This is a genomic window from Nonomuraea composti (assembly GCF_012034275.1).
Classification (GTDB): Bacteria; Actinomycetota; Actinomycetes; order Streptosporangiales; family Streptosporangiaceae; genus Nonomuraea; species Nonomuraea composti.
This window is the reverse complement of the sequence record NZ_JAATEP010000054.1, coordinates 1-19,319: the sequence shown is the minus strand read 5'-3', so window position 1 is coordinate 19,319 and position 19,319 is coordinate 1. Positions and strand designations below refer to the sequence as shown.

18 protein-coding genes are annotated in these 19,319 nt (G+C 72.9%); 13 read left to right on the top strand and 5 right to left on the bottom strand.

What is annotated here, in order from left to right:
* The first annotated feature begins 15 nt into the window (after positions 1-15).
* The 10 genes from HCN51_RS46215 to HCN51_RS62705 all read left to right on the top strand — a co-directional run bounded on the left by HCN51_RS46215 (position 16) and on the right by HCN51_RS62705 (position 11,831).
* Entirely contained in the window at positions 16-909 is an 894-nt protein-coding gene (locus HCN51_RS46215; protein WP_346434031.1) for an SDR family NAD(P)-dependent oxidoreductase, read from the top strand.
* Positions 909-1,805, top strand: a complete 897-nt coding sequence (locus tag HCN51_RS46210) for an amidohydrolase family protein (RefSeq protein ID WP_277350259.1) — start codon at positions 909-911, stop codon at positions 1,803-1,805. The genes HCN51_RS46215 and HCN51_RS46210 overlap by 1 nt, the downstream gene beginning before the upstream one ends.
* On the top strand, positions 1,802-2,260 hold the full coding sequence (locus HCN51_RS46205; RefSeq protein ID WP_168018277.1) for a MaoC family dehydratase: 459 nt from the start codon (positions 1,802-1,804) through the stop codon (positions 2,258-2,260). Before HCN51_RS46210 ends, HCN51_RS46205 begins: the two co-directional genes overlap by 4 nt.
* 78 nt (positions 2,261-2,338) lie before the next feature.
* The gene (locus HCN51_RS46200) at positions 2,339-3,655 is read left to right on the top strand and encodes an MFS transporter (RefSeq protein WP_168018276.1); all 1,317 of its coding nucleotides are present in this window, start codon (positions 2,339-2,341) and stop codon (positions 3,653-3,655) included.
* 28 nt (positions 3,656-3,683) lie between these two features.
* Positions 3,684-5,204, top strand: a complete 1,521-nt coding sequence (locus HCN51_RS46195; protein ID WP_168018275.1) for an acyl-CoA synthetase — start codon at positions 3,684-3,686, stop codon at positions 5,202-5,204.
* A 43-nt stretch (positions 5,205-5,247) separates the two neighbouring features.
* Positions 5,248-6,315, top strand: coding sequence for a substrate-binding domain-containing protein (locus HCN51_RS46190; protein WP_168018274.1), 1,068 nt, complete (start codon positions 5,248-5,250; stop codon positions 6,313-6,315).
* Between the two features lie 156 nt (positions 6,316-6,471).
* Entirely contained in the window at positions 6,472-8,694 is a 2,223-nt protein-coding gene (locus HCN51_RS46185) for a glycoside hydrolase family 36 protein (protein WP_206068674.1), read from the top strand.
* Between the two features lie 18 nt (positions 8,695-8,712).
* Positions 8,713-10,020 (top strand): extracellular solute-binding protein, encoded by a 1,308-nt coding sequence (locus HCN51_RS46180; protein ID WP_168018273.1) that lies wholly within the window; start codon positions 8,713-8,715, stop codon positions 10,018-10,020.
* Positions 10,021-10,032: 12 nt separating this feature from the next.
* On the top strand, positions 10,033-10,959 hold the full coding sequence (locus HCN51_RS46175; RefSeq protein WP_206068673.1) for an ABC transporter permease subunit: 927 nt from the start codon (positions 10,033-10,035) through the stop codon (positions 10,957-10,959).
* Positions 10,956-11,831 carry an ABC transporter permease subunit gene (locus tag HCN51_RS62705; RefSeq protein ID WP_206068672.1) on the top strand — a complete coding sequence of 292 codons (876 nt, stop codon included), beginning with the start codon at positions 10,956-10,958 and terminating at the stop codon, positions 11,829-11,831. The genes HCN51_RS46175 and HCN51_RS62705 overlap by 4 nt, the downstream gene beginning before the upstream one ends.
* A 15-nt stretch (positions 11,832-11,846) precedes the next feature.
* On the opposite strand, the gene HCN51_RS46165 is transcribed toward HCN51_RS62705, so the two are convergent.
* Together HCN51_RS46165 and HCN51_RS46160 are read right to left on the bottom strand one after the other, a co-directional pair.
* Positions 11,847-13,430: an ABC-F family ATP-binding cassette domain-containing protein gene (locus HCN51_RS46165; protein ID WP_168018272.1), complete on the bottom strand. Its 1,584-nt coding sequence runs from the start codon at positions 13,428-13,430 to the stop codon at positions 11,847-11,849.
* 160 nt (positions 13,431-13,590) lie between these two features.
* Positions 13,591-14,424 (bottom strand): hypothetical protein, encoded by an 834-nt coding sequence (locus HCN51_RS46160; protein WP_168018271.1) that lies wholly within the window; start codon positions 14,422-14,424, stop codon positions 13,591-13,593.
* Between the two features lie 41 nt (positions 14,425-14,465).
* On the opposite strand from HCN51_RS46160, the gene HCN51_RS46155 reads away from it, so the two are divergent.
* Complete coding sequence (locus HCN51_RS46155; RefSeq protein WP_168018270.1) at positions 14,466-14,990, top strand: hypothetical protein; 525 nt, start codon at positions 14,466-14,468, stop codon at positions 14,988-14,990.
* Between the two features lie 547 nt (positions 14,991-15,537).
* Here the strand turns inward: HCN51_RS46155 and HCN51_RS46150 are convergent.
* The 3 genes from HCN51_RS46150 to HCN51_RS46140 form a co-directional block, all read right to left on the bottom strand.
* Positions 15,538-15,783: a hypothetical protein gene (locus HCN51_RS46150; RefSeq protein ID WP_168018269.1), complete on the bottom strand. Its 246-nt coding sequence runs from the start codon at positions 15,781-15,783 to the stop codon at positions 15,538-15,540.
* Positions 15,784-15,833: 50 nt separating this feature from the next.
* Positions 15,834-16,376, bottom strand: coding sequence for a hypothetical protein (locus HCN51_RS46145; RefSeq protein WP_168018268.1), 543 nt, complete (start codon positions 16,374-16,376; stop codon positions 15,834-15,836).
* Positions 16,377-16,470: 94 nt separating this feature from the next.
* Complete coding sequence (locus tag HCN51_RS46140) at positions 16,471-17,355, bottom strand: SDR family NAD(P)-dependent oxidoreductase (protein ID WP_346434030.1); 885 nt, start codon at positions 17,353-17,355, stop codon at positions 16,471-16,473.
* A 63-nt stretch (positions 17,356-17,418) separates the two neighbouring features.
* Here HCN51_RS46140 and HCN51_RS46135 point away from each other — a divergent pair, with 63 nt between their 5' ends.
* Both HCN51_RS46135 and HCN51_RS46130 read left to right on the top strand, forming a co-directional pair.
* The gene (locus HCN51_RS46135) at positions 17,419-17,991 is read left to right on the top strand and encodes a TetR family transcriptional regulator (RefSeq protein ID WP_168018266.1); all 573 of its coding nucleotides are present in this window, start codon (positions 17,419-17,421) and stop codon (positions 17,989-17,991) included.
* Positions 17,992-18,219: 228 nt separating this feature from the next.
* The coding region (locus tag HCN51_RS46130) for an acyltransferase family protein (protein WP_168018265.1) at positions 18,220-19,319 on the top strand (1,100 nt) is incomplete at its 3' end.

Below are 19,319 nucleotides of genomic sequence, written 5' to 3'. Positions count from 1 at the left end.
GATTTGTCAGGAAAAGTGGCTGTGGTGACCGGTGCCGGGCGCGGGCTCGGCCGGGCCTACGCCGAGGCGCTGGCCGCCGCCGGGGCGGCGGTCGTCGTCAACGACGTGACCGCCGAGGCCGCCGAGAGCGTGGCCGGGGGCATCCGTGAGGCGGGCGGCCGGGCGGTGGCGGCCCCGGGGGCGGTCGGCGGGTCGGAGGTCGCCGACCGGCTGGTGGCCACCGCGGTCGAGGAGTTCGGGCGGCTGGACGTCCTGGTCACCAACGCGGGCGTGCTGCGTGACCGGGTGCTGTGGAAGATGTCCGACGACGACTTCGACACGGTCATCGACGTCCACCTGCGCGGCACGTTCACCTGCGCCAGGGCCGCGGCCACCCGGATGCGCGAGCAGGGCGAGGGCGGGCGGCTGATCCTCATCTCCTCCCCCGCCGGCCAGCGCGGCAACTTCGGCCAGACGAACTACGCCGCCGCCAAGGCCGGGATCGTCGCGATGGCCCGCACATGGGCGATGGAGCTGGCCAGGGCCGGCATCACGGTCAACGCGGTGGTGCCGGTGGCCGCCACCGAGATGACCAAGACCATTCCCGCCTTCGCCCCGTACCTGGAGGAGGCCGAGCGCACCGGCGCGCCGCTGCCCGCCTGGCTGCGCAGGGACGAGGGCATGGGCACGGTCGAGGACGTGGCCGGGCTGATCGTCTACCTGGCCTCCGACGCGTCCGCGGAGGTGACCGGCCAGGCCATCGGGATCGGCGGAGACCGGCTCGCCCTCTGGTCGCACCCGCAGGAGAAGGCCGTCACCTACGCCGACGGCGGCTGGAGCGCCGACGCGATCGCCGAGGCGTACAAGGGCTTCGAGCCGGAGACGTACGGGATCCCCGCCCCGAAGGTCCCCGCCGAGAAGGCCCCGTGATGAACGCCGTGATGAACGCCGCGATGAACGTCGAGGAGCTCGTCGCGATCGACGTGCACACGCACGCCGAGATCTCCAAGGACGGCCACACCTCGCTCAGCCCCGAGCTGTTCGGCGCGTCGGCGGAGTACTTCGGCTCGCACGAGCGCCCCACCATCGACCAGATGGCCGCGTACTACCGCGAGCGCCGCATCGCGGCGGTGGTGTTCACCGTGGACGCCGAGCACGCCACCGGCCACCCGCGCATCGCCAACGAGGAGATCGCCGAGAGCTGCGCCGCGCACGCCGACGTGCTGATCCCGTTCGGCAGCATCGACCCGCACAAGGGCCGCGCCGGCGTCAGGGAGGCGCGCCGCCTGGTCGAGGAGTACGGGGTGCGCGGGTTCAAGTTCCACCCCAGCATCCAGGGCTTCGACCCGAACGACCGGCTCGCCTACCCGCTGTACGAGGCGATCGAGGAGCTGGGCGCGATCGCGTTGTTCCACACCGGGCAGACCGGCATCGGCGCGGGCGTGCCCGGCGGGGCCGGGGTGCGGCTGCGGCACTCCAACCCGATGCTGGTGGACGACGTGGCCGTGGACTTCCCGCACATGAAGATCATCCTGGCGCACCCGTCGTTCCCCTGGCAGGACGAGGCCCTGGCCGTCGCCACCCACAAGCCGTCCGTGTACATCGACCTGTCGGGCTGGTCGCCGAAGTACTTCCCGCCCCAGCTCGTCCGCTACGCCAACACCCTGCTCAAGGACAAGGTGCTGTTCGGCTCCGACTACCCCGTGATCACCCCCGACCGCTGGCTCAAGGACTTCGCCGCCCTCGACATCAAGCCCGAGGTACGCCCCAAGATCCTCAAGGACAACGCCGCCCGCCTGCTCGGACTCAAGGAGAGCGCCGCATGACCACCACCGCGAACGGCCTGGCCGGGATCAAGGCCCTGGCCGGCCAGGACCTCGGCCACACCGGCTGGCTGGAGATCGGCCAGGACCGGGTCGACACCTTCGCCGACGCCACGAACGACCACCAGTGGATCCACACCGACCCCGTCAGGGCCGCGCAGGGGCCGTTCGGCGGCACGATCGCGCACGGCTACCTCACGCTCGCCCTGGTCATCCCGCTCTTCAACGAGCTGCTGGAGATCCAGGGCGTGCGGATGAGCATCAACTACGGCCTGGACAAGGTGCGCTTCCCCGCCCCCGTCAAGGTCGGCGCCAAGATCCGCCTGGCCGGCCGGGTCGCCGAGGTCGAGGACGTGCCGGGCGACGGCGTCCAGATGCACATGGACTTCACCATCGAGATCGACGGCGAGCCCAAGCCGGCCTGCGTCGCCCGCGCCATCTACCGCCACTACGCCTGACCCCACCGCCCGACCCCCCACCGTCCGGTTCCCGCAGCGCCTGACTCCCTTCCACACCCCCCACGAACGGGATCACGCATGTCCAACCCCACCCAGCTCCGCCGCGCCGTGGCCTCCAGCTTCCTCGGCAGCGTCATCGAGTACTACGACTTCCTCCTGTACGCCACCGCCTCCGCCCTCGTCTTCGGCAAGGTCTTCTTCTCCGACCTCGACCCGCTGGCCGCCACCGTCGCCAGCCTCGGCACGTTCGCCACCGGCTACCTGGCCAGGCCGCTCGGCGGCGTCATCTTCGGCCACTTCGGCGACCGGCTCGGCCGCAAGCGGATGCTGGTCCTCACCATGACGCTCATGGGCGTGGCCAGCACCCTGATCGGCGTGCTCCCGACGTACGACCAGCTCGGCACGCTCGCGCCGGTCGCGCTGGTGCTGCTGCGCGTGGTGCAGGGCATCGCGGTCGGCGGCGAGTGGGGCGGCGCGGTGCTCATGTCCGCCGAGCACGCCCGCGGGCGCCGCGGCCTGTGGGCCAGCTTCACCAACGCCGGAGCGCCGTTCGGCATGCTGCTGTCCACGGCCGCGCTCAACGGCAGCGCCGCGCTCATGGACGAGCAGGCGTTCCTGAGCTGGGGGTGGCGCATCCCGTTCCTGCTGAGCATCGTGCTGCTGGCGATCGGCCTGTTCGTGCGGGCCAGGGTCGAGGAGACGCCGGTGTTCGCCTCGGCCGCGTCGTCGGACCCCGCGCCGCGCTCGGCGCCGCTGCTGGACGTGCTGCGCCACCACCCGAAGGCGCTGCTGCTCGGCATCGGGGTCGGGCTGTCGCCGTTCGTGCTGCAGGGCACGCTGACCACGTTCCTCGTCTCGTACGGGGTGCAGGCAGGCTTCGCCCGCCAGCAGGTGCTCAACGGGCTCACGCTGTCGTCGGGGCTCGCGGTCCTCGGCATCGTCGGCTGGTCGGCGCTGTCGGACCGGGTGGGCCGCCGCCCGATCGTGCTGGCCGGCGCGGTGGCCGCCGCCGCGTACGCGTTCGCGATCTTCCCGCTGGCCGGCTCCGGCAGCGTCGGGCTGCTCACGCTCGCGCTGGTGCTCGGCCAGTCGATCATCCACCCCATGACGTACGGGCCGCTCGCCGCCCTGTACGCCGAGCTGTTCGCCACCCGCAGCCGCTACACCGGCGCCTCGCTCGGCTACCAGATCGCCGGGCTCGGGGCCGGGCTGGCGCCGCTGCTGTTCGCCCAGATCCAGGCGTCGACCGGGGGCGGCGGCACGGGGCTGATCTCCGCCGTCATCGCCGGGTTCTGCCTGCTGACGGTGGTGTGCACGGCGGCGCTGCGGGAGACGAGCCGCACCGACCTCGACTCCGCCGCCACAGCCGCGGCCGAAACCCGCAGCCGGAACTGACCGGAGCGTTTCTCGCTAGGAGCACTTCATGCGCAACGCCGGACTGGGCGGCTGGCCCGCCCGCCGTGCCCTCATGACCCCGGACCGGACGGCGTTCGTCTTCGGCGGGCGCGCCCTCACCTACGCCGACGTGCACGAGCGCGTCACCCGGCTGGCCGCGCGGCTGCGGCGGGCCGGGGTGGCGGCCGGGGACCGGGTCGCCTACCTGGGGCCGAACCACGTCGCCTTCGCCGAGACGCTGTTCGCCGCGCACGTGCTCGGAGCCGTGTTCGTCCCGCTCAACTTCCGCCTGGCCGCGCCCGAGATCGCGTACATGCTGGCCGACTCGGGCGCGACCACGCTGGTCTACGCCCCGGAGTGCGCCCCCGCCGTCCGGGCGCTTCAGGAGGCTCCCGCCACGGTGGTGGCACTGGCCGATCCGGGGCCGGGCGAGCACGCGTACGAGGACTGGCTCTCGCCGGACGAGCCAGGAGAGCCGTTCGACGTGCCGGTGACCCTCGACGACCCGGCCCTGATCCTCTATACCTCCGGCACCACCGGCCGCCCGAAGGGCGCCGTCCTCACCCACGGCAACCTGGTCTGGAACTGCTACAACATGCTCGTCGGCGTGGACCTGCGCAGCGACGAGGTGACCCTGGTCAGCGCCCCGCTCTTCCACGTGGCCGCGCTGAACCAGACGCTGCTGCCGACGTTCCTCAAGGGCGGCCGCTCGGTGATCATGCCCTCCTGGGACGTGGACCGCTGCTACGACCTCATCGCCGAGCACCGCGTCACCTGGATGTTCGGCGTCACCACGATGTTCGCCGCGCTGGCCCGCTCGCCCCGCTGGGCGCGGGCCGACCTGTCGTCCGTGCGCACCCTGATGGCGGGGGGCGCGCCCGTGCCGCCGGCGCTCATCCGCACCTACCAGGAGCGCGGTCTGGTCTTCTGCCAGGGGTACGGCCTCACCGAGACCTCCCCCGGCGCCACGTTCCTGGAGCCGAGCCAGAGCGCCCGCAAGGCCGGGTCGGCGGGCGTGCCCGTCTTCTTCGCCGACGTCCGCGTGGTGCGCCCCGACCTGACCGACACCGCGCCGGGTGAGCCGGGCGAAGTGCTCATCAAGGGCCCGAACGTCACCCCCGGCTACTGGAACAACCCCTCGGCCACCCGGAGCGCCTTCGCCGGCGGCGGCTGGTTCCGCTCCGGCGACATCGCCACCCGCGACGCCGACGGGCACCTCTACATCGTGGACCGCGCCAAGGACATGTTCATCTCCGGCGGCGAGAACGTCTACCCGGCCGAGGTGGAGAGCGTGCTGGCCGAGCACCCGGGCGTGGCGGAGGCGGCCGTGGTCGGCGTCCCCGACAGCACGTGGGGCGAGGTCGGGCACGCCTTCGTCATCCCCCGCGACGGGGCGGACGTGACCGGCGAGTCGCTGCGCGGCTTCCTGCTCGAACGGCTGGCCAAGTACAAGATCCCCCGCTACTTCGACCTCGTCGCGGAGCTGCCACGCACCGCCTCCGGCAAGGTCCGCAAACCCGACCTGCGAGGCGCTCGCCCAACGACGTGATCGTGACTCCGCTTCCCCTGCGCGCCCGCCCTACGATGTGATCGTGACTCCGACTCCTCGACGCGCGCCCCGTACCGCCGCCGCGCCCAGCATCCGGGATGTCGCCGCCGCCGCCGGAGTCTCGTACCAGACCGTCTCGCGCGTGCTGAACGAGTCCCCGCGCGTGCGCCCCGAGACCCGCACGGCGGTGCTGGCGGCGATCGAGAGCCTCGGCTTCCGCCCCAGCCGCACCGCGCGCGCCCTCAGCCTGGGCCGCGCCCGCGGCATCACCGTGGTCACCTCCAACACCGTCCTGTACGGCTACGCCGCCACGCTCCAGGGCCTGGAGGAGGCGGCCAGGGCCGAGGGGATGGCGATGGGCATCAGGGTCGTCGAGTCGGCCGAGCCCGCCGAGGTGAAGCAGACGGTCGACTACGTCGGAGACGCCAGCGCCGGCGGGGTGGTGGTGATCGCGTTCGACCCGCTCGGCATCGCGGTGCTGGAGGCGCTGCCCGAGCACGTGCCGGCCGTGGCCGCCGCCGAGCCGGCCGCCCCCGACCGGGGCCGGGTCGCCATCGCGCTCGATGAGCGCCGCGCCGCCGCCGACGCCACCCAGCACCTCCTCGACCTCGGTCACCGCACCGTCCACCACGTCGCCATCCCGTCCGAGGGCGGGCGCGAGGGCGCCGATCCCGCCCTGGCGCCCGGCGGGCGGCTGGCCGGGTGGCGCGACGCGCTGCGGGCGGCCGGGGCGCCCATCCCCGAGCTGATCGGGTGCGGGTGGGACATCGGCTCCGCCTACGCGGCCGGGCAGCGGCTGGCCTCCTCCCCCGACGTCACCGCGATCCTGTGCGGCAACGACGACATCGCGCAGGGGGTGCGCAGGGCGCTGTACGACGCGGGCAAGGACGTGCCCGGCGACGTCAGCATCGTCGGGTTCGACGACATCCCGGGGTCGGCGTACTGGACGCCCGCGCTGACCACCGTCCGCATGGACTTCGCCGGGCTGGGCCGGGCCTGCTTCCACGCGGCGGTGGCCGAGCTGACCGGCGGCCCCCAGCCCGAGCCCGCCCTCACCCCGCCGGCCCTGGTGCTCCGCGAGTCCACCGCCCCACCGCGTCACCGCCCCTGATCCCGGCCATCGCGCTCCTGTCGTCTTCGTGCGGGCCCGCCATGCGCGGGCCGGTGTCGCCGGGGTGGGAAACCGGCGTGTAACGATCCCGCAAAGAGGGGTTCCCTCGTCGACGTGTGACCGCTCACACTGAGGCGCATGCATGTGACCGGTCACATGGCTGTTGAGGAAAGCGAGATCGTGATGCCTGCTGACGTCGTCGAGACCGTGCGCTGGGGGCACACCGGCCTCACCGCCGTCGTGGAGATCCACCCGGACGGCCCCGTGTCGCTGCGCGAGCTGTCGGCCGGTGCGCTGCCCGAGGTGCCGTCCGAAGCGCCGCTTGAAGTCCAGCCCGAAGTCCAGCCCGAAGTCCGGTCCGCAGGGCCGTCCGTGGTGCCGGCCGTAGCGTCGGCCGCTCTGGCGGCCCGCTTGGCCCAGCCGCTGGTGGAGGTGCTGGTGCCGGGCGAGGGGCGGGCCAGGGCCTCGCAGCGGCTGTCGGAGACGGCGGTGGGCTGCCGGTTGCGGTACGCGGGGTCCGCGCGGTCGAACGTGGACGGCTGGCACGAGTTGCGGATCCGGATGCGGGACGAGACGTCCGGCCTCAACGCCGAGCTGGTCATGCGCTCCCCCGACGGCGTGCCCGCCGTGCAGACGCGGGTCCGGGTGACGAACACCGGCGAGCACCCGGTGCCGCTGCTGGCGGTCACCTCGTTCGCCGCGCTCTTCCCCGCGAGCCGGGCCGGCGGCCTCGACCTGCTGTACGCCGACAGCGAGTGGCTGGGCGAGAGCCGCTGGGCCAGGCGGCCGTTCGGGGAGCACGTCCCCGATCTCGGGCTGTCCGGTCACGGCCAGCACGGCAAGGGCACGTTCGCCCTGACCAGCCAGGGCACGTGGTCGAGCGGCCGGCACGTGCCCATGGGCGGCCTGACCGACCGGGAGAGCGGCCGCACGTGGCTGTGGCAGATCGAGCACAACGGCCCGTGGCGGTGGGAGACGGGCGAGCGGCTGGACGGCGCGTACGTCGCCCTGTCCGGCCCGACCGACCTCGACCACCAGTGGAGCGAGCTGCTCGCCCCCGGCGAGTCGTTCACCACGGTCCCGGTCGCGGTGACGGTCAGCGGGGACGGGGTGGAGGGCGCGGTGGCGGCGCTGACGGCGTACCGGCGGGCGCTGGTGCGCCCGCACCCCGACCGGGCCACGCTGCCCGTCGTCTTCAACGACTACATGAACACGCTCATGGGCGACCCCACCACGGACAAGCTCCTTCCCCTCATCGACGCCGCCGCCAGGGCGGGCGCGCAGGTGTTCTGCGTGGACGCCGGCTGGTACGACGACGGCGGCGACTGGTGGGACAGCGTCGGCGAGTGGCAGCCGTCCCAGACGCGGTTCCCGGATGGCCTGGAGGAGGTCCTGGCCCGGATCGCGGGCCACGGCATGACGCCCGGCCTGTGGCTGGAGCCGGAGGTGATCGGCGTGCGCAGCCCGATGGCGGACAAGCTGCCGGCGGAGGCGTTCCTGCGGCGCGGCGGCGTCCGGGTGGCCGAGCACGGCCGCTACCACCTGGACCTGCGCCATCCGACGGCGGTCGCGCACCTGGACCAGGTGGTGGACCGGCTGGTGGAGGAGCTGGGCGTCGGCTACTTCAAGCTCGACTACAACATCAACCCGGGCGCGGGCACCGACGTGGCCGCCGCCAGCGCCGGCGCGGGCCTGCTGGCGCACAACCGGGCCCATCTCGCCTGGCTGGAGCGCGTCCTGGACCGCCATCCCCACCTGGTGCTGGAGAACTGCGGCTCGGGCGCGATGCGCATGGACTACGCGATGCTGGCGCGCCTGCAGTTGCAGTCCACGAGCGACCAGCAGGACTTCCTGCGCTACCCCCCGATCGCGGTCGCCGCGCCGCTGTCGGTGCTGCCCGAGCAGGCCGCGAACTGGGCCTACCCGCAGCCGGGGATGAGCGGGGAGGAGATCGCGTTCACGATGTGCACGGGCATCCTGGGCCGGCTCTACCTGTCGGGCGACCTGCCCCGGATGGCGCCGCAGCAGCTCGCCCTGGTGGAGGAGGGCGTGCGGGTCCACAAGGGCCTGCGGGCCGACCTGCTGCGCGGCGTCCCGTGCTGGCCGCTGGGCCTGCCCGGCTGGGACGACCCGTGGCTCGCCCTCGGCCTGCGCGCCGGGGACGCCACCCACCTGGCGGTCTGGCGCCGGCCGGGAGCCGCGCCGGCCACCGTGCTGCGCCTGCCCCACCTCGCCGGACGCGACCTCATCGTGGAGACCGCCTACCCCGCCGCGGCGGGCGGCTGGGCCTGGGCGTGGGATGCGCGGGCCGCCGAGCTGACCGTCACCGCCTCCACTCCCGCACCCACCGCCCGCATCCTCCGTGTCCGTCCCCTCTGAGCTGAAAGAAGCCGAACCGTGAAGCTCGCACAGCGTGTCGCCGCCGCGTCGGCCCTCGTCCTGGCCGTCGCGGCCTGCAGCGATCCCGCCTCCGGCCCCGCCGCGGCACCCGCCACCGGGTCCGCCCCCGCCGCCTGGCCCTCCCCGACCGCCCGCCTGGACGGGGTCACGCTCACCATCTGGGCGGCCCAGAACAGCAACACCGTGCCGAAGGCCGTGACCGACGCCTTCACCCGGGCGACCGGGGCCAAGGCCGAGATCGTCACCATCCCGGACCCGTACGAGCAGGGCGTGCAGACGAAGGTGGCCACCGGCGACAAGCCCGACCTGGCCTTCTGGCAGCCGACGGCGTCCATGCTGACCGCGCTCAACGCCCGCGCGAACCTGCAGCCGCTGGACGGCGCGCCGTGGCTGGACCAGCTCTCGCCCGAGCTGCGCGACATGACGGGCCTGCTCGACAAGACCCGCTACGCGGCGCTCGTCACGAGCCCGGCCGTCGAGGGCGTCTACTACAACAAGCAGCACGTCAAGGAGCCGCCGAAGAACTTCGGCGAGCTGGTCGAGCTGGCACGCTCGCTCAAGGCCAAGGGCGTGACCCCGTTCTTCGAGATGGCCGGCGACAAGTGGGCCACCCAGTGGTGGGTGCAGGTGCAGCTCGCCGACGCCGCCAAGAACGGCCTGTGGGAGCGGGTCAACACGGGCAAGGAGACGTTCGAGGACAAGACGATCCTGGACGCGATCAAGAAGTACAAGGCGCTGATCGACGAGGGCCTGTTCAACGCCGACATCAGGACCGCGACGTTCGAGGACCAGGGCGAGGCGCTGCTGTCGGGCAAGGCGGCCATGGCGATGCAGGTGAACTCGTTCTTCGGCCAGCTCCAGGCCAAGGCGGACACGGCGGAGCTGGACGAGAAGATCGGCTTCTTCCCCATCTCGCCGTCGGGCAACGTGGGCACGTTCATCCCCGACCAGTCGAACGCGCTGGTGGCCTTCCGCACCGGTGACGCCAGGCGGGAGGCGGCGGCGCGGCAGCTCCTGGCGTACTGGATGGGGCCGGGGTACGCCGGGTTCGTGGCCGACCGCAAGACGGTGTCGCTGCGTACGGACGTGCCGACCCCGGACGGCGTGCCGCGGGCGCTGCTGGACGTGCACGCCTCGCTCGGGCAGGCCGTCGGGTCGATGCAGGCGCTGGCGGTGGCCAACCCGGACCTCTACCTGAACCTGGCCGACATGATCACCGGCAGCCTGACGCCGGAGCAGGTGGCGGCGGCAACGCAGAAGCAGTTCGCGCAGCTCGCCAAGGCCGCCGGCGCGACCGGCTTCTGAGGGAGTCCACCCGTGCAGCAGACGCTGACCCGCCCGGTGAAGGCCGTCAGGCGGGCGCCCGCCCCGCACGTCGCGCGCGGCCGGACGCACCCGATGTGGTTCCTCCTGCCGGCGTTCGCGATCCTGTTCGTCTTCTTCTTCCTGCCGACCCTGTTCAACTTCGTCTACGCCTTCACCGACTGGTCCAGCTTCAAGAGCGAGATCCGCTTCGCCGGCGTCGACAACTTCGCCTACCTGCTGTCGGACGGCACGCTGTTCAGCGCGCTGCGGGTCACGGTGATCTACGCGGCGCTGGTGGCGCTGTTCCAGAACCTGTTCGGCTTCGGCCTGGCGGTGCTGCTGGAGCGGGACACCTGGCTGAACCGGGCCGCCCGCCTGGCCTTCCTGGTGCCGGTGCTGATGTCGGCGCTGGCCGTCGGGTACGTCTTCCAGGCCCTGCTCAAGCCGGACGGCAGCCTCAACGACCTGCTCTCGGCGCTGACCGGGCACCGGGTGGACGTCGCCTGGCTGGGCAGCACGACGTGGACGCTGGTGCTGGCCGCGGTGATCCACGCCTGGAAGTGGATGGGCCTGTCGATGCTCATCTACCTGGCGGGTCTCAAGACGATCCCGGAGGACGTGACGGAGGCGGCCCGCATCGACGGCGCCACGCCGTGGCAGGCGTTCTGGTCGGTCCGCTTCCCGCTGCTGGCCCCGGCCGTCACGTTCAACGTGGCCACGGCGCTGCTGGGCTCGATGAACGGGTTCGACATCGTGCAGGCGCTCACCGGCGGCGGCCCGGCCCGCAGCACCGAGATCCTGAACATCTTCATCTACCGCACCTTCGGCCAGGGCCTGTTCGCGCAGGCCACGGCCATGAGCCTGGTGTTGTTCCTGATGGTCGCGCTGCTGGCCCTCCCGGTCATCCGCGTGCTGCGCAGGAGGGAGGAGATCCTGTGACGGTCCCCGTCTTCGGCTCCGCAGCCCGCCGCCGGGCCCCGTCGCCGGTGGCGCGCGGGTGGGCGGCCCGGCTGCGGCCGTTCGCGGTCGTGGCGCTCGTCGTCCCCGTCATGGGGGTGCCGTTGTGGCTGGTCGTCGTCACGGCCGGCAAGTCGCAGGGCGAGGCCCTGTCGCCGGACCTGTCGCCGCCGTCGCGCTGGCACCTGTGGGAGAACCTGGCGCAGGTGTGGCAGCAGGGCGAGGTGCCGATGGCGTTCCTCGGCAGCCTGCTGGTGGTGGCGCCGTCGGTGCTGCTGGTGCTCACGTTCGGCTCGATGGCGTCGTGGATCCTGGCCCGCCGCGCCTCCCGCCTCAACGCGGTGCTGTACGCGCTGGCGATCAGCGGCATCGTGCTGCCGCCCGCCGTGGTCACCATCGTGCTCCTGCTGCGCCAGCTCGGCCTGGCGGGCAGCCCGGTCGGCATGATCGGGGTGTACGTCGGCATCTACCTGTCCACGGTGATCTTCTTCGTGACGGGCTTCGTGCGTACGGTGCCGGTGTCGCTGGAGGAGGCCGCACGGATGGACGGCGCCGGGCCCGTGCGGGTGTTCTTCTCCGTGATCCTGCCGCTCCTGCGCCCGGTGCTGGCCACCGCGACCATCCTCATCTGCCTGTACGTGTGGAACGACGTCTTCTACGCGTTCTTCGTCGTCGGCGGGCGGCTGGACACGTTGCCGCTGAACCTGTTCCAGGTGGCCAACGCCGGGCTCTACCTCAACAACTGGCACCTGATCTTCGCCTACGTCATCCTGATGAGCCTGCCGCTGCTGATCGTCTTCGCGATCGCGCAGCGCAGGATCATCTCCGGCATCACCGGCGGTGCGGTGAAGTAGGCGCCAGGTGTGCGGCTAGGCCAGGGTGACCAGGTCGGCGTAGCCGTCGTGCCACAGGTCCTCGACCCCGTCGGGCAGCAGCAGCACCCGCTCGGGCCGCAGGGCCTGCACGGCGTCCTGGTCGTGCGTGACCATGACCAGCGCCCCCTCGTACGCCTCCACGGCCGCCAGCACCTCGGCCTTGGAGGCGGGGTCGAGGTTGTTGGTCGGCTCGTCGAGCAGCAGCACGTTGGCCCGGGAGCTGACCAGCCCGGCCAGCGCCAGCCGGGTCTTCTCCCCGCCCGACAGCACCCCGACCGGTTTGTCCACGTCGTCGCCGCCGAACAGGAACGAGCCGAGCACCGCCCTGGCCTCGCCGTCGGTGAGCTGCGGCGCGGCGGCGGCCAGGTGGCCTCCGACGGTGGTGGCCGGGTCGAGCGTGTCGTGCTCCTGGGCGAAGTAGCCGAGGCGCAGCCCGTGCCCGTGCACGACCCGGCCGGAGTCGGGCCGCTCGTGCCCGGCCAGCAGGCGCAGCAGGGTCGTCTTGCCGGCGCCGTTGAGGCCGAGGACGACGAGCCTGCTGCCCCGGTCGATGGCGAGGTCCACGCCGGTCAGCACGGGCAGGCCGCCGTACGACTTGGTCAGGCTGATCGCGCCGAGCGGCATGCGCCCGCTGGGGGCGGGCTCGGGCAGCCGGATGCGCGCCACCTTGTCGGTGCGGCGGGCGGGGCGGGTCTCGGCGAGCATGCGGTCGGCGCGGCGCGCCATGTCGCGGGCCCGCACGGCGGTGCTGGACCTGGAGCGCATGCGGTCGGCCTGGGCGTGCAGCGCGGCGGCCTTGCGCTCGGCGGCGGCGCGCAGCCGGGCCCTGCGCCGGTCGTCGGCGGCGCGGTCGGCGAGGTAGGTGTGCCAGCCGGTGTTGTGCATCTCCAGCCGGCCGTCCTCCACGTGCCAGACGCGGTTGACCACGTCGGCCAGCAGCTCCGTGTCGTGGCTGATCAGGACGAGCCCGCCGGAGTGACCGAGCAGGAACGAGCGCAGCCAGGCGACGGAGTCGCCGTCGAGGTGGTTCGTCGGCTCGTCCAGCAGCAGCACGCCCGGCTCGGCGAACAGCACCCTGGCCAGCTCGACGCGCCGCCGCTGCCCGCCGGACAGGGTGCCGAGCGGCCGGTCGAGCACCCGGTCGGGCAGGCCGAGCCCGGCGGCGACGCGGGCGGCCCGCGCCTCGGCCGCGTACCCGCCGCGGGCCTGGAACTCGGCCTCGGCCCTGGCGTAGCGGCTCATGGCGCGCCCGTCGCCGGTCTCGGCGAGCGCGCTCTCGGCGGCCCGCAGGTCGCGCAGCGCCCGGTCGAGGTCGCGCGCGGACAGGATGCGGTCGAGGACGGCGACGGCGGGGTCGGCGGCGGCCGGATCCTGCGGCAGGTAGCCGACGGGGCCGGTGCGGACGATGTCGCCGGCGGCGGGCTGGAGCCGCCCGGCGAGGGTCTTCATGAGCGTCGTCTTGCCGGCGCCGTTGCGGCCGACCAGGCCGACGCGGTCGCCGGGGCCGACGTGGGCGGCGGCGCCGGACAGCAGGAGCTGGGCGCCGGCACGCAGCTCGACACCACGGAAGGTGAGCATGGAAATACACTCCGGAGCTTAGAAAGGACACACGGGTGGCGCGAAGGCGGGTGTCCTGGCTAAGAAGTCCGGGGTGTCGACATGCGGTCCAGTGTAGGCGGGCGTCGCGCCGGCCGGCCACGGATTTTCCGGCGGCCGGCGCGTGGTGCCGTGATCTGCGCTAGTTCCAGATGCCCGGAACGCCGGCGGGCACGTCGCCCTTGACCTCGGCGCGGTCGATGACGTCGCCGCGCAGCGGGAGGTTCACCGTGACCTCGCGGCCCCAGTCGCTGAACCGGGTGTCGGACTCGACCTGGACCGTGGTCTTGGCCACGGGCAGGGTGGCCTTGACCGCCACGCGCCGCACCAGGCCCTTGTCACCGAAGTACAGCGTGTAGGAGATCTTGCCGGTCTTGAAGCGCGTCCCGTAACGGGAGGCGAACGGCTGGGAGACTGCGGCCAGCTTGGCGGGCTTGATGGTGCCCTTGAGGATGCCGTCCTTCCAGGACGAGCGGGCGGCCACGAGCGCCTTGAGCGTGGCCGGGTCGAGGACCTCGACGAGGAGGTTGCTCGGCGGCTGCTTCACGCCCGTGTAGCGGACGTGGGCGGCGTTCTGGGTGAGCAGCGTCTGCTCGACGACGGGGCCCGAGACGTAGCTCACGCTGCCGGAGGAGATCAGCCGCACGGGGCCGGCCTGAAGGCCCTCGGTCTCCTTCGGGCTCGACTTCTTCATCTCGCGCAGCAGCTTGTCGCTGTACTGGACGGTCTGGCCCAGGTCGGACGCCACGGGGCCGCGCGAGCCGAGCCCGAACGTGCCGTCCACGGCGGAGGTGACGACCCGGTCGCCCGGGTAAGTGATCTTCGCCGTCGCCTGGAGGTTGACGGCGCGGCCCGGCGCTAACTCGGCCTTCAGGGCCGTGACCGGGTCGGACGCGGAGGCGGCGGCCTGCGCGGGCATGGCGGTGAGCTGCACCATGCCCGCGACCACGGCGACACCGATGATGGATCGCTTCATTGGTTTCCTTGGGAACGGTCCGGAAAGACGCGATCAATCTGGTGCATTCCGGATCTTCCGTCAAGCTGGGGCGGGTGGGGCCGCAGGCGCCCGCCTCCGCCTCGGCGCACCACCGGTCGTACGTGCGCGCCAGCTCGCGCGCCTGCGCCCGGATGGCCGGGCGGACGTTGCCCACGGCCAGCTCGCCCTCCAGCGCCCGCAGCAGCATCCCGCCGAACCTGAGCCGCGCGCTGTGCACGGTGTCCCGGCAGGACGCCACCTCGGCGACGGTGGCCGGCCGCTCGTTCTCCGGCGCCGGCGCGCGCACCGCGTGCGTGGCGGCCGTCCCGGCCAGCATCGGGATGAACGAGCGGGTGGCCCGCAGGAACGGCGAGCTCGTGGACAGCTCGGGCGTGACCGCCGCGAGCACGCCGTCCAGGAGCTCCGAGGTGTCCGTCAGCCGCGCCGCGAGCTCGGTCAGCACGTCACGGTACGTCCGCCCGGTCGGCGTGGTGTCGCCCGCCGAGGCGTCGGTCCAGTACGGGATCTCGGCCGTCAGGCCCAGCGTGCCGTACTTCCTGACGTAGGAGTCGCTGGAGGCGCCGCCGACGTGCTCCACCGGGTCCTGGCCCAGCGCCTCGGCGTAGTCGTAGACGCCCTCCATGCTCGGGGTGAGGTAGAAGGCCGGCTCCAGCTGCTTGACGGACGGGTGCTCGGCTCCGCCGACGTGCAGCGGCACCCCGTACCGGCCGGGCAGCTCCCGCAGCACGGCCTGCAGCTCCGGCTCCGGGCGGTTGAGGTAGGAGAAGACGCCGCCGGACTCGCCGTTGTGCAGGGTGGTCAGGAAGGCCGGCCTGGTCTCGTCGATGAGCCGCATCAGGGCCAGCGTCTCGGGCAGCACGCGGTCGAAGTAGGCCCGCTTGTACGCGAACGGGAACGTCCACTCGACCTGCTCGTCACCGGCCGGGCGGTAGAAGTGCCTGCCGTAGTGCGCCCGCGTGAAGGGGCCCGCGAACCAGCCCTCGTTGAGCCGGGTCCCGTCGGGGTCGAGGCAGCCGACGATGTGCCACGTGCAGCCCTCGGCGCGGCGCAGCCCCGCGTCCGCGCACAGGCGGCTCGCCAGGTGGGTGACGGTCAGGCCGCCGATGGGCTCGTTCGGGTGCGGGCCGGCGGCGACGACCGCGTGGCGGGGGCCGTCGCCGACGGTGAGGAGAGCATCGGGTCGCCGAGGCGGGACGTGCCGATCCTGCGCAGCGTGGCGACGCCGGGGTGATCGTCCGCCAGGCGGGCGAGCCGCTGGTGCACCTCGTCCACCGTGGCGAACGTCTTGTGGTCGGGGACGGTGTCGAGCTCTGCTGCAAGGCGATCGGGCACATCCAAGTGTGCACACATTTCGTACGCTTTGTCCGCAGGCCCGCCTCCCTTGTCGATCAGGAGGGGAAGTCCTTCGGGTTGACCGAGCTCGTCCCCGCGTTGCCGCCCCTGACCGGGTTGAGCGTCAGGGACCAGCCCGGGATCCTGGTGGCGGTCGTCCGGTACTTCAGCTTGTCGTTGAAGCGCTGGTAGACCGCGTTGCGCGTGAACCTGCCCTTCGACCTGCTGAAGTTCGTGCCGGTGGTGAAGTAGATCCGGTACGTGCCGTCCCTGACGTCGGTGATGGTGGCCGTGGACCGGGCGCGCACGTAGATGCTGATCGCCTTCGTCCTGCCCCTGACCAGGATGACGACGCCGTCCTGGGAGAGACCGTTCCTGATCTTCAGCCGGCCCTGGCCGCCGCTGATGCGGTCGTAGAGGATCGTGCCGTTGCGCGGGCGGGCCAGAGCCGCCGTCTGGGCCGTGACCGTCACCGGCGTGACGACGGAGCCACTGGTGGCCGCACCCGCGGCGGGGGACGCGACGATCAGCCCGCCCGCCAGCGCCACCGCCGCCACAACCCCGGCGCGCACGGCCGTTCCTTCGAGAAGCCTCTTCACAGAACATCTCCTTCGGGACGCATGGTCACGGCAAAGATAGGGCCGAACCGGTCCGCTCCGATACCTGGAATGTGGCAGGAGCATCGGTCGCTCGTCACGCCGGAGAGACGCCCCCGAGGACCGGCGCGCTCAGCCTCACGCACAGCTCCCAGACGGCCTCCTGCGCGGCCGGATCGAGCGCCGGGGCGGGCAACGGCCTGCGGCGGCAGCGGCCGTCGACGTACGCGCCGCTCACGCCGTCCAGGTCGGGGCTCGTGGCCGCGTACACGCTGGACCGGGCGGACCGGGTGAGGTCGGACAGGAACAGCGGCGCGATCACCTTCAGGACCAGCGGCGCGATCGGCCGGTAGGCGATCGGGAACGCGCGGACCGGGGTGGCCCGGTTCATCGGGGTGTGGCCGTGGCCGGGGTAGACCACGTTCGCCGTCACGGCAGAGCCGCGCAGCCGGGCGGCCAGGCGGTGCGTCATCGCCATCGTCATCGTCTTGGTGTGGTTGTAGTGGCTGAACGTCCACCCCAGGTAGCGGCGCTCGCCCAGCAGGTTCCCGGGGTCGATGGGGCCGCCCGGGATGCCGCCGGTGAGGTTGACGACGCGCGCGGCCGGCGCTCGTTCGAGCAGCGGCAGCAGGAGGTGCGCGAGCGTGAACGGGGCCAGCACGTGCGCCGCGAACATCCGCTCCACGCCGTCGGCCGTCAGCGTGCGGGCGGGCGGGTTGACGCCCACGTTGTTCACCAGCACGTCGAGCCGGTCGTGCCACTCGCGAACCGCTCCGGCCAGGCGCCGCAGCCCGTCGAGCGTGGTCACATCGGCGGAGACGGCGTGCACCCGGTCGTGCCCCGCGCTGTCCTTGATGTCCTGGACGGCGCGGAGCCCGCGCTCGCGATCGATCCCGACGACGACCACCGAGGCCCCGCGCTCGGCCAGGGCGCGGGCCGTCTCCTTGCCGATGCCGCCGGTGCCGCCCGTAACGAGCGCCACACTGCCACTTCTGTCATTCGGTGTCATACATGGCACTATACGCCTTCCACTACACTCCGGCGCATGGCCGGGTTGAGAGAACGCGCGCGGCGAGCCGTCCAGGCCGAGCTCGCCGCCGTGGCGCTGGAGCTGTTCACCGAGCGGGGCTTCGACGAGGTCACCGTCGACGACATCGCCCGCGCCGCCGGAGTGTCCAAGCGGAGCTTCTTCCGCTACTTCCCGGCGAAGGAGGACGCCGTGTTCGGCGGCGTCCAGGTCATGAGCGACGACATCGCCGACCAGCTCACCGCCCGCCCGGCCGGCGAGCCGCCCTGGGAGTCACTGCACGCCGTGCTCCGGGACTGGGTCGCCCGCATCGACGCGGAAAGCCGCGCCACCCTCCGCCTGATCGAACGCACCCCGTCCCTGCGCGCCCGCTTCCAGCAACGCCGCGAGGAAGCCCGCTCCCGCATCGCCACCGCCCTGGCCGCCCGCGCCGGCCTGGACCCCTTCACCGCCGACCTCCTGACGTCAGCCGCGGGCGCCGCCGTCGACTGCGCCTCCCGCGAATGGCTCCGCCGCGGCCCGGACGCCGACCACGCCCACCTCCTCGACACCGCCTTCACCCACCTCCGCCCCGCCTGCGCCACCCCCTGACCCCCGCCCTTTCGCGCCCCTTGCCCGGCTTGGTGGCCGGTCGCCGTCCGCGTTGCGCCGGACACGCCCGCACAACACCTCGCCGACGCGGCGCCGAGAAGGCGAGGGCGAGCCCTCCGGCGCGGGCACGGCGGTCCGGCGCGGGCACGTCGCCTGCGTCCCCGCCGCATTGGCGCCCGTGCGGAGGGTGGGGTGGGGGATGTCCGGATATGGCCTAGACTGCGGCAGATGTTTCCGGCCCCCGTCCGGCTGGCCTGGTTGGATGCCCTGCGGGGGCCCGCTGCGCTGGCCGTCACCATGCACCACGCCGGCTGGACGTTCCTGCCGGGCGTCTGGGCGGAGGTGGATCGGCGGATCGACCTCGGGTCCTGGGGTGTGCTGGTGTTCTTCCTGGTCAGCGGGTACATCATTCCTGCCTCGCTGGAGCGGCGGGGTGATCTGCGGGCCTTCTGGGTGGGGCGGGGCTTTCGGCTGCTGCCGCTGCTGGTCGTCGCCTGCGGCCTCGCGCTGGTGCTCGCCGCCGCCGGCTTGCTGCCGGTGCCGAAGGGGCTGGGTGAGCGGCCGTGGCCCCTGATCGTGCTGGGGAATGTCACGATGCTCCAGGAACTGCTCAACCTTCCGGCCGTGATCAGCGTGACCTGGACGCTCTCGTACGAGATGGCGTTCTATCTGGTGAGCGTGGCGCTGTTCGCGGCGCGGCAGGCGCACCGGTCGGCGGGGATCGCCGCCGCTCTGGCGGTGGCGGCGGTGCCGTTGGGGCTGCTGCTGCCGAGGGCGACGATCGGGGGGCGGGCCGATCTGGTCGCCGCCGTGCTCGGGGTCGCGGTGGTGGTGGCGATCGCGGTGACCGTGCTGGGCGCGGGAAGGGCGCGCACGGTGGCGGCGGTCGCGGGCGGGCTGCTGGGGCTGGCGCTGGTGGTGCTGGGGAGCAGGGGCGGCACCTGGCAGGGGGTGATCATCCTGGCGACGATGTTCGCGGGCACGGCGATCCACCGGGCCGAGCGGGGGACGATCTCGTGGCAGGCCGCGGGGCTGGCGGTGGCGCTGGTGGTGGGGTGCGGGATCCCGGCCAAGGACGATCCGGCGTGGGTGCCGGCGATCGTGCTGGCGTTCGGCGCGTTCGGGCTGGCGTACGCGCTGCGCGGCCGCACGTTCCCGCGCTGGCTGCCGTGGCTCGGGACGATCAGCTTCTCCGTCTACCTGCTGCACCCGATCCTGCTGTACGTGCTGCCGGACCTGCCGTCGTTCCTCCTGGCGCTGATCCCGCTCAGCGCCCTGACCCACCGCTGGATCGAGATCCCGGCACAACGGCTGGGCAAACGCCTGCG